Genomic DNA, 13,032 nt, shown 5'->3' on the forward strand with positions numbered 1-13,032 from the left:
GGGCGGCCGCTCGGGATCAGCCGAGTGCGGCGCAGGCCTCGGAGTCGGGCTCGTTCAGCGCGTCGCAGACCGCGAGCGATCCGTCGAGGATCTGGCTGCGGTAGTCCTCCACGAGCTCCTTGATCGCGGGGATCTTCGCGGCGGCCTCGGCCGGAGCGTTCTCCTCGAAGACCGTGGAGCCGGTGTCCCAGGAGAGACCGGTTGCTCCGTCGGCGAGTCCGACCTGCGTGTAGCCCGACGCGAAGTCGCCGTTCTGCGCGGCCTCGATGAGCGAGAACACGTTAGCGTCGACACGCTTCAGCATCGAGGTGATCACGGTGCCGGGGGCGACGGAGTCCTGGTCGCTGTCGACGCCGATCGCGAAGAAGCCGTTCTCCTCGGCGGCCTCGATAACGCCCGTGCCGGTTCCGCCGGCGACCTGGAAGATGACGTCGGCGCCGTCACTGTGCAGGTCGAGTGCCGTCGACTTGCCGAGCGCAGGATCGGAGAACTGGAAGTTCAGGTAGCTGAGCTTGACCTCGCAGTCGGGGCAGGCGGCGAGCACGCCCTGCTTGTAGGCCAGCGCGAACTGGTCGAGGCCGGGGGCCTGCCCGCCGATGACGGCGCCGACGACGTGACTCTCGGTCATCGCACCCGCGACCACGCCCGCGAGGAAGCTGCCCTCGTGGACGTTGATCGTGTATGCCGCGACGTTGTCTGGAAGTTCCGTGCCCTCGTCGCCCTGGTCGGGGAGCGCGATGAGCTGGTCGGGATACTGCTCCGCGATCGAGATGACGGTGTCGAGGGGGAGGGTGATCGACAGCAGCAGGTCGGGCGACGTCGGGATCGCCGAGCGCAGCAGGGTCTCGCCCTGCGCAGCGTCGGGCGTCTCGATGTGCTTGGTCGTCACGCCGAGCTCCTCGGCGGCCTGCTCGAGGCCCGCGAGTGTGGTGTCGGTGTACGAGAGGTCACCGGCGACGCCTCCGACGAGGGTCGCCGAGAACGTGTCGTCGGATCCGGAGTCGGCAGCGGAGGGTCCGCTGCAGCCGCTCAGGATGAGCGCGCCGGCGCCGAGCGCGGCGGCGGCGATGAGCCGCGGGGTCTTGGTGTGCATCAGGGGATTCCTTTCGTGGAGATTGCAGGTCGCGCGGGGTGCGGTGTTCGGAACCGGGCGAGGGTCGCTCGCCGCGGCTCACGACCCGGCCGTGCTCGTGGCAGGCTGGGGGCGTTTGGCGGCGCCTCGCGGCCGCTTCGGCATGCCGAGCAGTGCGGCGGCGCGCGTGGCGCGGTAGCCGACGATGCCGAGCACCACGAGCGTGGCGAGGAACGGGAGCAGCTGGACGACGACCTGCGGCAGATCGGTGGTGCTCTGGAGCCGGATCGCGAAGGCGTCGGAGAATCCGAACAGCAGCGACGCCGGGATCAGGAAGCCGGGGCGGTTCATCGCGAGCAGGGCCGCGGTCACCGCGATCCATCCGGCGCCATCGGTCATGCCGCGGGTGAAGAGCCCGAGCTCGCCGACCGTCAGGAACGCGCCGCCGACGGCCGCGACGCCGCCCGCCACGATGAGGCTGGTCGCCTGGTAGCGCGGCACGGCGATTCCCGCGGCCGCCGCCGCGCCCGGCGCCTCGCCGATGGCGAGCAGGTGGCGACCGGGCCGGTATCGGAAGAAGAGCGTGAACGCGATCGCCGCGGCGAAGGCGAGGTAGACCAGCACGTTGTACCCGCTGAGGAGGTCGCCGAGGAACGGGATCGACTCGATGAACGGAATGTGGATGTCGTCGAGCGTGTCGACCTCGGGAGTCCACACGCCGGTGCCGCCGAACAGCACTCGCATGAGGTAGACCGACAGCTCCAGGGCGAGCATGTTCAGGCCGATGGCGAAGACGATCAGGTCGACGCCGAGCCGGTGCGCCCCGGCCATGAGCCCTCCGGTGATGGCCCCCGCGAGGAACGCCGCGAGGATCGCCGTGAAGGTCGAGCCGCCGGCGTCGAGGGCCAGGAGCCCGACGAACGCTCCGACGAGCATCTTCGCCTCGATCGCGAGGTTGAGCACGCCCGCCCGCGAGCTGAGCGCCGAGGCGATCGCGCCGAGGAGGATGGGGGTCGTGAGCCGTATGCCGCTGTGGAGCATCTCGGACGAGAAGAAGTTCAGGATGGCGTCCACGCTCAGGCCTCCTCGAGGCCGGGCGCGGGCGCCCCGGCTGCCGTCGACGCTAAGAGGGATGACGCGGCATCCGTTCGATCGGGCGGCGGCGCCGCTGTCGGCGGCGAGGCATCCGGCGATTCGGCAGCCCGCCGTGCGATCTCGGCCGCACCGCGCTTCTTGCTCAGCCACAGCTCGAGGCGCTCGACGAGCGGCGCCTGCACCGAGACGAACACGATCATGAGGGCGAGCACGGTCGCGCCGATCTCGCGGGGAATGCCCATCATGATCTGGAGCCCGTTGACCGCGCCGACTGTGATCGCCGAGAACAACAGCGCGGCGAGTGCGCCGCCGAATACCGTCATTCCGCCGAGGATCGCTGCCGTCAGGCCGTTGAACCCGGTGCCGTCCATGAAGCCGTCGATGACGCGATAGTTCATGCCGATGACCTGGATGCCTCCGCCGATGCCGGCGAGCGCGCCGCCGAGCGCCGCGGCGCGGATCACCGCCACCCTCGTGCGCATGCCCGAGTACCGGGCGAACGCGCTCGCGGCTCCGGCCATCCGCTGCTCGTAGCCCCAGGTGCTCCGCCTCAAGTAGACCCAGACGATGACGACGAAGGCGAGCGCGATGACGATGTTCATGCCGAGCTTCGTCGCGGGGTCGAAGACCGCCAGCCGCGCGGTCTCGTCGACGACCTCGGTGTACGAGGCGCTGCCTCCGGACTGCCTGAGCGGGTAGTTCACGAGATAGCTCAGCACGAGCATGACGATCGAGTTCAGGATGATGCTGACGATCAGCTCGTTGGCACCGAGGAAGATGCGGAAGACCGCCGGGATGACACCGACCGCGGCGCCTGCGATGGCGCCGGCCAGCAGAGCTGCGGCCGCGTGCAGGCCCTCGGGCAGCGGGATGGCGTAGCCGACGACAACGGCCGCGAGTCCCCCGAGCCCGTACTGGCCCTCCTGGCCGATGCTGAAGAGCCCCGCGCTCAGCACGAGGATGGCGCCGAGTGTCGTGAGGATGAGCGGCGCCGCCGTCGTGAGCACCGTCGCGAAGTTGCAGTACGCGGGGGAGCAGCTGAACGCCGACTGCATGACGGTGAAGGAGGCGTCTGCGGGCGGGTAGCCCGAGGCGGCGACGAGGAAGCCGCCGACGATGAGCGCGAAGATCACCGCGAGCACCGGGACGGCTACGCGCTGCACGAGTCGGGCGACGTCGAAGTCCTTCACGGATGCCTCCTGCGTGGCCGGCACCAAGCGTGCAAAGCGCTTTGTACCGATGTCGGATTCGCACTCGTGGGGAGGCGATGAGCACTGAGCATACAAACGCGTTTGCACCCGCACGACGCAGTTGCTCCAATCTCAATCCGTTCGTTGCTCGCCTGAAACATCAGCGAAACACCGCACCGTCGGGAGGTGAGGTTGGGTGCGGACCGCGACGGAATCGTGCAGAATGGCTCGCGACAGCGCGCGGCCGTGCGTTGCAAAGCGCTTTGCAAGGAGCATCCGTTGGAGGGTGATGACCGCCGGTTTCGAGCGCCCGCTCACGATGGGCGAGATCGCCAGGCTCGCCGGCGTGAGCTCGACCACGGTGTCGCACGTGCTCTCGGGCAAGCGCCCGGTGAACCCGGCGACGGCCGAACGAGTGCGCGCCATCATCGAGCGAGCCGGGTACGTGCCGGCCTCCGCGGCGCGTTCACTCCAGTCCGGGCGGAGCCTGCTCATCGGCCTCGTCGTCCCCGACATCACGCACTCGTTCTTCGCGAGGATCGCCAAGGGCGTCGAGGAGACGGCGCGGGCGTACGACTACGGCGTGATCTTCTGCAGCAGCAGCCAGTCCGATGTCGCGACCGGCCGGCGGTATCTCGGCCTCCTCAGGGACCAGACGATCGACGGCCTCGTCTATGTCGGCAGTGACGTGGCGGTCGACCGCGACGAGCTTCGAGGCCTTGCCGGACGCTTTCCGCTCGTGTTCGCCGACGAGGAACTCCCCGACGTCCCCTCCGTGCCGACGGTGGCATGCGACAACTTCGATGGCGGCCGTCTCGCCGCACGCCATCTCCACGAACTCGGCCACCGCAAGGTCGTCGTCCTCGCTGGACCGGTGCCACTGCACTCGACGACCGAGCGCGTCCGCGGATTCGCCGAGTTCTTCCCGAATGCCCTCGTGCTGCACGGTTCGTTCGACCGGGACTCGGCGGCGCGCCTCGTCGACAGCCTGCTCGGCAACGGCGTCGCGTTCACCGGGGTGCTCGCCGGCAACGACGACATCGCGATCGGCGCGGTGCGTCGGCTCGAGGAGTCGGGGCTGCGTGTGCCTGAAGACGTCTCCGTGGTCGGCTTCGACGACGTGGAGCTCGCCGGTGGCATGCGGCCGGCGCTCACGACCATACGGCAGCCGGGCCAGGAGATGGGCCGACGCTCGGCGGAGCTCCTCCTCCAGGCGCTCACCGATGACCTGCCGATGGGCGACGACGTGACGGTCCTGCCCGTCGAGCTGATCGTGCGAGACTCGACGGCGCCGCCCCGGGCCAGTGCGTCGCCGACCGAACGCAAGGAATCGAGGTAGCCATGCCTGACGGGCGCAACGACGAACGCGGCCCCGCCGACCTGCTCATCACCGGTGCGACGGTGCTCCTGCACGACGCCGCCGGCGAGATCCGGTTCGCCGACGACCAGCGCATCGTCGTCCACGGCGACACCATCACGGCGATCGAGGCATCCGACGGCTCCACGCCCGCCGCGGTCGAGGTGATCGACGCGCGCGGCAAGCTCGCGATGCCGGGCTTCATCAACTGCCACACGCACTCGCCGATGGTCATGTTCCGCGGTGTGGCCGAGGACGTGCCCGATGACCGCTGGTTCAATGAGTTCATCTGGCCGATGGAGGTCAACCTCACGGAGGAGGATGTCGAGGTCGCCACCTGGCTCGCCGTGGCCGAGATGATCCGCAGCGGGGTGACGACGTTCGCCGACCACTACTTCGACATCGACGCCATCGCGAGGGTCGTGGATGCCTCGGGGCTCCGTGCGGTGCTCGGCTCGACGTACTTCTCGACGGATGGCGCCGCGGGGATCCAGCAGTCGCTGGAGCGCGCACTCGACCACCGGGGCGCCGCGGGCGGTCGCATCACGACGGCGCTCGCCCCGCACGCCACCTACACCGTGAGCGACGAGGACCTGGCGGCGACCGCCGCCGCAGCGCACGAGTACGGCCTGCTCGTGCACGTGCACGCGTCGGAGAGTCGAACGCAGACCCGGCACAGCCTCGAACGGCTCGGGTACACGCCGATCGAGGCGCTCCGCCGCGCCGGCCTGCTCGACACGCAGACGCTCATCGCGCACGGGGTCGGCATCGTCCCGGAGGACCTTCCGGCCCTGAGCGCGGCCGATCGGGTCGGAGTCGGCAGCGCCCCGAAGGGCTATCTCAAGCACGGTCAGGACACCACGCCGATTCGACTGCTCGCGGCAGCCGGCGTGCCCGTCGGCCTTGCCACCGACGGCGCCGCGTCCAACAACACGCTCGACGTCTGGGAGTCCATGACGTATCTCACGCTCGTCACGAAGGCCGTCGAACGCGACCCCACGTTCATGCCGGCGCGGACCGCGCTCCGCCACGCCACCACGGAGAGCGCGGCGGCGCTCGGCCTCACCGGTACGATCGGGCGGCTCGCCCCCGGTCACCAAGCCGACCTCGTGCTGGTCGACCTCCGGGCGCCGCGCCTTCAGCCGATCCACGACCTCGCGAACACGCTCGTCTACAGCGGTCGCTCCGACGATATCGACACCACGATCGTCGCCGGCAGGGTGCTCATGCGCGACAAGCGGGTGCTGACCGTCGACGTCGGCGCGATCATCGACGACCTCGCCTCTCGGCTGGCTCGCCTCACCGACCGCAGTCACGGCACGAGCATCCAGAGCTACGATGCGTGAGCACATCCGCCGGGAGAGGCCCGGGTCACTCCGCCATGAAGTCGGCGAGCACTGCGAGCGAGGACTCGACGGTCGCGGCGATGATGTGCTCGCCCTTCGCCGCGGTGGCCGGCGCGGGGTCGCCGAACACCCCGCTCGCCGAGAAGCGATGCAGCTGCATCGGCCGCGTGCCGAAGTCGCTCGGGAAGCTCGGGTACTCCGGCGCGGCACGGTCGAGGCGCACGACCGTCGGGTCGATCGCCAGCATGATCGAGGTCTCGGCTTCCTCGGCGTGATTCAGTCCCGGCGCGGCCGGTCGGCTCTCGCGCACAGCCTCGATCGCGGCATCCATGCCCGGATAGTCGAGGGCGATCGCGCGCACGACCCCCTCCGCTTCGAGTGCCCGCATGGCCTGGGCGAGCGGAAGGCGGTTCCCCCAATCGCCGTTCACGACGATGAATCGCGTGGCGCCCGCCGCGGCCGCCGACCGGCCGAGGTCCGTGGCGATCGCGACGACGGTCGCCGTCGAGAGCGAGACGGTGCCCGGGTACCCGGCATTGTTCCACGTGTCGCCGTAGTGGACGGGCGGCAGCAGTACGGCGTCGAGTCTCTCGGCGAGGCGGTGCGCGACCTCCGCCGCGGTGGCGGTGTCGGTGCCGAGCGGCAGGTGCGGGCCGTGCTGCTCGAGGGCTCCGAACGGCAGGATCGCGACGGATGCGGGGCGCGACAGGTGCGCGGCGACATCCGTCCAGGGCGTGCGATAGGCGTCGAGCACGGTGGCGGGCTCCTCTTGCGTCGTCGGGCCGCGACCGATCGTCGCGGACGCTTCCATGAAACCAGTGATCGCAACCCCGAGGAGTGCCGATGACCGAGCGTCTGAACGGGGTCGAGCTGTGGGACGGAGATCGCGCCGTCGGCCTCGTCGACCTGCACTGGGGCACCACGGGACACGACGGTCACGTGGTTGCGGCGACCCCCGCCGCGGCGGATGAGGCGTGCGGCCTCAGCGTGATCCCCGGCCTCATCGATACGCACGTGCACCTGATCGGTTACGCGGGTGACGGGCACGCCGATTTCCTCAGCTGGCCGCTCACCACGCGCCCCGAGGAGCAGACCCTGCACGGGCTCGCGCACGCGCAGCGCGCGCTGCGCTCAGGCGTCACGACCCTGCGCGATCTCGCGGCCGACGACATCCAGTTCTCGCTTCGCCGGGCGCTTGACGCCGGGCTCATCGACGGCCCGCGGGTGCAAGCGCACGGCATGGTGGGGATGACCGGCGGGCACGGCGACCTGTTCACCCCGCCGGCCGTCACTCAGCGCAAGCCTGTCGCCGACGGACCGGATGCCTGCCGGGCGCTCGTGCGGCGGTTCGCCCGCGACGGCGCCGACGGCATCAAGATCGCCACGACCGGCGGCGTCCTGTCCGTGGGAGACAAGGCGAGCTGGCGCAACCACACTCGCGCCGAGATCGACGCCATCGTCGACGAGGCGCACGCGCTCGGCATGCGGGTCGCGGCGCACGCGCACACCGAGAAGGGCATCGAGATCGCGCTCGCGGCCGGGGTCGACTCGATCGAGCACGGTACGCTCCTCGGCGCTCCGCAGGCGGCTCGGCTCACGACGGCCGGTGTGACGGTCGCGCCGACCCTGCTCATCAACGACCGGATCGCGGCCGGTCGCGGCGTCTCGCCCGAGCAGCAGGAGAAGGCCGCCGAGCTCGTCGAGCGTCGCGACGCGCTGCTGCGGGCCGCGGCCGACGCTGGCGTCGACTTCGTGCTCGGCACCGACGCGAACGGGTCGCACGTCGAGTTCGGCGAACAGATGCACGAGGTGCGGCGCATGGCGGAGGTGTTCGGCTGGAGCGCCGAGCGTGCCTTGCAGGCCGCGACCTCCCGCGCGGCGGCGGCGATCGGGCGGGGCTCCTCACTGGGCCGGGTGCAACCCGGGATGCTTGCAGACTTCGTCGTGATGCGGGGGCGACCCTGGCTCGATCTCGCCGATCTCGACCCCGGCGGCATCGTCGCGGTCGTGTCCCGCGGTCGAGTCGTCGCCGGGAACCTCGCCGTCGCACCCGCTTGAGTTCACCCCTCCGGATCGAACTCCGCCCGGTTGACCGGATGCCGCTGGCTACTTCGTGACGCTCCGGGACGACGGCTTCGCAGACGCCGGCTTCGACGCGGCCTGCTTCGTCGCTGCGGTCGACCGCGGAGTGCGCACGGTGCGCGGCTTCGACGAGGCCGCCGCCTCCGCGGCATCCGCCACCGGCTTCGCAATGGGCGTGAGCCGCGCCAGCTGGGTGACATGCTGCGGGCCGAGCTCGTCGAGCGTGGCGACCTCGAGCAGCTTCATGGTGCGCACGATCTCGGTGCGGAGGATCTCGATCGTCCTGTCGACGCCACGTCGTCCGCCGGCCATGAGCCCGTAGAGGTACGCACGGCCGATGAGCGTGAAGCGTGCGCCGAGCGCGATCGACGCGACGATGTCGGCGCCCGACATGATGCCCGTGTCGAGGTGCACCTCCATGTCGGCGCCGACCTCGCGCACGACGTGCGGGAGCAGGTGGAACGGGATCGGTGCGCGGTCGAGCTGCCGGCCGCCGTGGTTCGAGAGCACGATGCCGTCGACGCCCTTGCCGGCGAGGATCTTCGCGTCTTCGACGGTCTGCACGCCCTTGATCATGATCCTGCCGGGCCACATCTCGCGGATGACGTCGAGGTCCTCGAGCGAGATCGTCGGGTCCATTGCCGAGTCGAGCAGCTCGCCGACGGTGCCGCCCGTCGACGACAGCGATGCGAACTCGAGCTTGGGGGTCGTGAGGAAGTTGATCCACCAGGCTGGGCGGGGGATCGCGTTGATCACGGTGCCAGGGGTGAGCTGCGGCGGGATCGAGAAGCCGTTGCGCTTGTCGCGCAGGCGTGCGCCGGCGACGGGGGTGTCGACCGTGAAGAAGAGGGTGTCGAAGCCGGCGGATGCCGCGCGCCGAACGAGCCCGTACGAGATCTCGCGGTCGCGCATCACGTACAGCTGGAACCAGTTGCGGCCGTCGGGGTTCGCCGCCTTCACGTCCTCGATGGAGGTCGTGCCGAGCGTCGAGAGGGTGAACGGGATCCCGGCCGCGCCGGCGGCGCCCGCGCCGGCGCCCTCGCCCTCGGTCTGCATGAGGCGGGTGAATCCCGTCGGTGCGATGCCGAAGGGCAGCGCGCTCGGGCCGCCGAGCACCTCGCGGGTCGTGTCGACGACCGGCACGTTGCGCAGGATCGACGGGTGGAACTCGATGTCCTGGAACGCCTGCCGGGCCCGCGCAAGCGACAGCTCGCCCTCCGCCGCGCCCTCGGTGTAGTCGAACGGCGCCTTCGGCGTGCGGCGCTTCGCGATGGCGCGGAGGTCGGCGATCGTCAGGGCCTTCTCGAGCCGCCGGTCGGTGGCGTTGAGCGTCGGCTTCTTGAACTTCATGAGCTCGGTGAGCTCTCTCACGTTGGGGAGTTGGCGCTGGACCATGGGTGCTCTCTCTCAGGCGGGGATGCGTGCGGGGTCGGGAGACGTCTCGGCGTAGTACCCCGAGATGTGGTCGTGCATGCGGGTGCGCGCGGCCGCGGCATCCGCTGCTCGAATCGCGGCGACGACCGCTCGGTGCTCGCTGCGCAGGCGGGCGGAAGTCGCGTGCCAGTCTTCGATGCGGGCAAGCCCCGCGAGCGCGTAGCCCTCGATGCCGCTGCGCAGGCCCGCCATTGTGGCGGTGATCACCTGATTGCCGGATGCCTCGGCGAGGGCGAGGTGGAACGCCGCGTCGAGCGCGAGGAACTCGGGGGCGGTGAGGCCGGGATCGTCCATGGCGTCGAGCAGGCGTTCGGCACCGGCCAGGTCGGGCCGGTGATCGGTGGCGGATGCCGCGGCGAGATCGCCCGCGACGGATGCCTCGAGCACGAGGCGGGTCGCGACGATGTCGGCGACCGGGAATCCGCTCGCCGCGACCTGCAGTCGCATGAGCGCGCTCATGCCGCCGCCGGGCGTGGAGATGATGATGGCGCCGGCGCTCGGCCCGGAGCCCGTGTGCGTGCGGATGAGCCCGAGCACCTCCAGCACTCGCAGCGCTTCGCGCACGCTCGATCTGCCGACGCCGAGTTCGGCGGCGAGGGCGCGCTCGCCGGGGAGCCGATCGCCGGGGGCGAGTTCGCCCGAGAGGAGCTGTCGTTCGATGTGCTCGAGCACGATCTCCCAGGCGCGCGGCTCGGCGGACGTGTCAGCTGCCATGCCGTCCGTTCCTCTCGCTGCACTGTGTGGTCTGACCACAGTAGCAGATGTGGTCAGACCACACGAGGCGGCGGGTCGTTCGGCCCTGTCGCGTTGCGCATCGGCTGTGGGACGCTGGGGTGGTGACCAGCAGCTACGCGAATCCCGATCGTCCGGCAGAGCGCCTGAGCAACGCAGAGCGCGATGACGCAGTCGCGAATCTCGCCGCCGCGCAGGCCGAGGGCCGGCTCACACCGGCCGAATACACGGATCGCGCCGCCGCGGCGCGCACCGCCGTGACACGCGGCGACCTCGTGCCGCTGTTCGCGGATCTCCCGGAGACGCAGCAACGGACGGGCGGTACGGCACCGCAGATGGGAGCGGACCCAACCGTCGTTCCCGACTTCTGGTATCGGGCACCTGCGCCGTCATCCGGCGGCTCGCGGGCACTGGGCGGCTGGGTCGGCGACACCATCATGGCGCTCACGCCGTTCATCGCCCTCGGGCTCTTCCTCCTGTTCGGCTTCCAGGGAAGCTTCGTCTGGTCGTGGCTGTGGTTCCTGGTGATCCCGGTCGCGGCCATCATCATCTACGTACCGGGCCGCCCGCCGAACGGGGCCCGCACGTCGGGAGCGCTCGGCGGCCGGATCGGCGACACGATCATGGCTCTCACGCCGTTCCTGGCGATCGGGCTCTTCTTCCTCACCGGCTTTCTGAGCGGGTTCATCTGGGCGTGGCTGTGGTTCCTGATCATCCCGATCGCGGGCATCATCATCTACGGCCCGGGCGCCAACGACCGCCGATCTCGCCGCTGATGCGGAAGCCGGGGGTCAGCCCTTCTTCGGGCGGATGCGGATGCGGTTGCCGGCCTCGTCGAGCTCGACGACCCCGCCCCGCGACTTCACGAAATCGCTGAACGAGCCGAATCCCAGCTTCCGCTCCTGGAACGACGGGTCCATGCGGAGCATCTGGTTCTTGACCGCACCCGAGGGCTGCCACTCCTCGTCGTTCTTCGCGCGAAGCAGCTCGAGGGCCTTGAGGATGAGGCGCCCGGGATTCCGGGTTCCCGAGGTCGGAGCTGCGTCCGTGCCGTCGGCGAAGTGCACGGCGGGCGCGGTCGCCCCCGATCGTCCCGAGGCCTGCGCTGCGGCGGGCGCCTCGGCGGCGGCGCCGGCTGCGGGCGCCGGTGCTGCGGCATCCGTCGCCTTGGCCTTCCCCGCACCGCGAGTGGCCCGTCGGGTCTTGGGCGCCTCGGGAGCGGATGCCGCCGGCGGCTCGCCTGCGGCGGCCTCGTCCTGCTCGACCGCGGCATCCGTCGTCAACAGGGCGTCGTAGTCGGCGTACTCGTCGCACGATGCCGTGAGCGCACGGCTCGTGCCGCCGGCAACGCCGATTCCGACGACGTAGCGGCCGAGGCGCTTGCACTTCTGCGCGAGGGCGACATAGTCGGAGTCGCCCGCGACGATGACGATGTGGGAGAGGTCGTCGATGCGGAACATGTCCTCGACGGCGTCGACCGAGAGGCGGATGTCGGCGCCGTTCTTCGTCGCCGACAAGGGGAAGAGCTGCACCAGGTCGACCGCCCGGTCGATGAGCTGCCCACGGTAACTCGCGTTGATCGGCGTCGACCAGTCGGCGTAGGCGCGGGCGATCGCGATCGTGCCGAACGTCGCCGCGAAGTCGAGCACGGCGTCGACGTCGACCGTCGCGGCGAGGAGCCGGGCGGCGGTCTGCGTGCCGGCGGTTGGGGCCTTGCCGCGTGACGTGTCCTTGCGATAGGCGCCGTCGCCGTGCAGCTGGTCGTAGCGCGAGATGACGATGTTGTCGAAATCGAAGTACAGGGCCACGCGGGGTTCTGCCGAGGTAGGCATGTCGACCTTCCGTCGAGGGGCATCACCTCGATGGTAGGCCCGGCGGCTGAGCATCGCGGGTTGAGGAGCGCCGAAGGCGCGTCTCGAAACCCGGCTGTCCAGTGACGCGGGTGTCGAGACGCCCGCTGCGCGGGCTCCTCAACCCGCGGCGGTCAGCTCGCGGAAACCGCTGCGAGCTCGCCGTCCGCGCGCACGCCGGCCGCTTCGAGCACCTCGAGGAACGCCTTCATCCAGGTGCCGTTGTCGGGCCAGGCGCGAGCCGTGACGAGCCGTCCGTCCACCACGCCGCCGCCGTTCTCGAACACGCCGCCGGCCGTCTCGACGTCGATCGCGAGCTCGGGGTAGGCCGACGAGGTGCGGCCCTGCAGCACGCCCGCCGCTGCAAGCAGCAGCGGTCCGTGGCAGGTAGCGGCGACGGGTTGGTCGGTCTCGAAGAAGTGGCGCACGATGCGCTTCGCGTCCTCGTTGTTGCGGATGTATTCGGGGGCACGGCCGCCGGGAACCACGATCGCCGCGTAGTCGGCGGGGTCGACGTCGGCGAACGCGACATCCGCGGGCCAGGTGTGGCCGAGCTTCTCGGTGTAGGTGTCGAAGCCGTCGACGAAGTCGTGCACGACGAACTGCAGCTTGCGCGCCTCGGGGGCGCCGAGGTGCACCTCGAAGCCCGCCTCCTGCAGGCGGTGGTAGGGGTAGAACACCTCGAGCGTCTCGGCGGCGTCGCCGGTGAGGATGAGGATCTTGGACATGGATGCACCTCTCTGTGCGGTCTGGTACGCCCACTCTGCGCGCGGCATCCGTCGCCGTCACCTGGGCTTCGCACTATGTGCGAAACGACCTCCGGATCGGCGCCCCGAGCCGTTCCGCGCGGTTCCGGGCTTCGCCCTACGCCATG

12 protein-coding genes are annotated in these 13,032 nt (G+C 70.4%); 4 read left to right on the plus strand and 8 right to left on the minus strand.

Annotation, left to right across the window (positions count from 1 at the left end; all coding sequences use genetic code 11):
- Positions 1–16 precede the first annotated feature (16 nt).
- The 3 genes from ASG80_RS02465 to ASG80_RS02475 form a co-directional block, all read right to left on the minus strand.
- Positions 17–1,093 (minus strand): BMP family ABC transporter substrate-binding protein, encoded by a 1,077-nt coding sequence (locus ASG80_RS02465; RefSeq protein WP_056728080.1) that lies wholly within the window; start codon positions 1,091–1,093, stop codon positions 17–19.
- Positions 1,094–1,171: 78 nt separating this feature from the next.
- The gene (locus tag ASG80_RS02470; RefSeq protein ID WP_056728081.1) at positions 1,172–2,146 is read right to left on the minus strand and encodes an ABC transporter permease; all 975 of its coding nucleotides are present in this window, start codon (positions 2,144–2,146) and stop codon (positions 1,172–1,174) included.
- Between the two features lie 2 nt (positions 2,147–2,148).
- The gene (locus tag ASG80_RS02475) at positions 2,149–3,381 is read right to left on the minus strand and encodes an ABC transporter permease (RefSeq protein WP_056728083.1); all 1,233 of its coding nucleotides are present in this window, start codon (positions 3,379–3,381) and stop codon (positions 2,149–2,151) included.
- A 265-nt stretch (positions 3,382–3,646) separates the two neighbouring features.
- Between ASG80_RS02475 and ASG80_RS02480 the strand changes: the two genes are divergently transcribed.
- Together ASG80_RS02480 and ASG80_RS02485 are read left to right on the plus strand one after the other, a co-directional pair.
- Positions 3,647–4,696, plus strand: coding sequence for a LacI family DNA-binding transcriptional regulator (locus ASG80_RS02480; RefSeq protein WP_056728085.1), 1,050 nt, complete (start codon positions 3,647–3,649; stop codon positions 4,694–4,696).
- A 2-nt stretch (positions 4,697–4,698) separates the two neighbouring features.
- Positions 4,699–6,060: an amidohydrolase gene (locus ASG80_RS02485; protein WP_056728087.1), complete on the plus strand. Its 1,362-nt coding sequence runs from the start codon at positions 4,699–4,701 to the stop codon at positions 6,058–6,060.
- Between the two features lie 25 nt (positions 6,061–6,085).
- On the opposite strand, the gene ASG80_RS02490 is transcribed toward ASG80_RS02485, so the two are convergent.
- Positions 6,086–6,871 carry a creatininase family protein gene (locus ASG80_RS02490; protein ID WP_056728089.1) on the minus strand — a complete coding sequence of 262 codons (786 nt, stop codon included), beginning with the start codon at positions 6,869–6,871 and terminating at the stop codon, positions 6,086–6,088.
- A gap of 32 nt (positions 6,872–6,903) precedes the next feature.
- On the opposite strand from ASG80_RS02490, the gene ASG80_RS02495 reads away from it, so the two are divergent.
- The gene (locus ASG80_RS02495; RefSeq protein WP_056728091.1) at positions 6,904–8,118 is read left to right on the plus strand and encodes an amidohydrolase family protein; all 1,215 of its coding nucleotides are present in this window, start codon (positions 6,904–6,906) and stop codon (positions 8,116–8,118) included.
- Positions 8,119–8,166: 48 nt separating this feature from the next.
- Here the strand turns inward: ASG80_RS02495 and ASG80_RS02500 are convergent, their stop codons facing one another.
- Together ASG80_RS02500 and ASG80_RS02505 are read right to left on the minus strand one after the other, a co-directional pair.
- A complete protein-coding gene (locus ASG80_RS02500) occupies positions 8,167–9,537 on the minus strand; it encodes an alpha-hydroxy acid oxidase (protein ID WP_056728093.1) in 1,371 nt (456 codons plus the stop codon).
- A 12-nt stretch (positions 9,538–9,549) separates the two neighbouring features.
- The gene (locus ASG80_RS02505) at positions 9,550–10,290 is read right to left on the minus strand and encodes a FadR/GntR family transcriptional regulator (protein WP_056728095.1); all 741 of its coding nucleotides are present in this window, start codon (positions 10,288–10,290) and stop codon (positions 9,550–9,552) included.
- A gap of 122 nt (positions 10,291–10,412) precedes the next feature.
- Here ASG80_RS02505 and ASG80_RS02510 point away from each other — a divergent pair, with 122 nt between their 5' ends.
- Complete coding sequence (locus tag ASG80_RS02510; RefSeq protein WP_200952469.1) at positions 10,413–11,084, plus strand: DUF1707 domain-containing protein; 672 nt, start codon at positions 10,413–10,415, stop codon at positions 11,082–11,084.
- Between the two features lie 15 nt (positions 11,085–11,099).
- Here ASG80_RS02510 and ASG80_RS02515 read toward each other — a convergent pair whose 3' ends face one another.
- Complete coding sequence (locus tag ASG80_RS02515; protein ID WP_056728100.1) at positions 11,100–12,140, minus strand: NYN domain-containing protein; 1,041 nt, start codon at positions 12,138–12,140, stop codon at positions 11,100–11,102.
- A 152-nt stretch (positions 12,141–12,292) separates the two neighbouring features.
- The gene (locus tag ASG80_RS02520) at positions 12,293–12,886 is read right to left on the minus strand and encodes a DJ-1/PfpI family protein (RefSeq protein ID WP_056728102.1); all 594 of its coding nucleotides are present in this window, start codon (positions 12,884–12,886) and stop codon (positions 12,293–12,295) included.
- Positions 12,887–13,032: the final 146 nt, after the last annotated feature.

This window comes from Agromyces sp. Soil535 (assembly GCF_001428255.1).
GTDB lineage: Bacteria > Actinomycetota > Actinomycetes > Actinomycetales > Microbacteriaceae > Agromyces.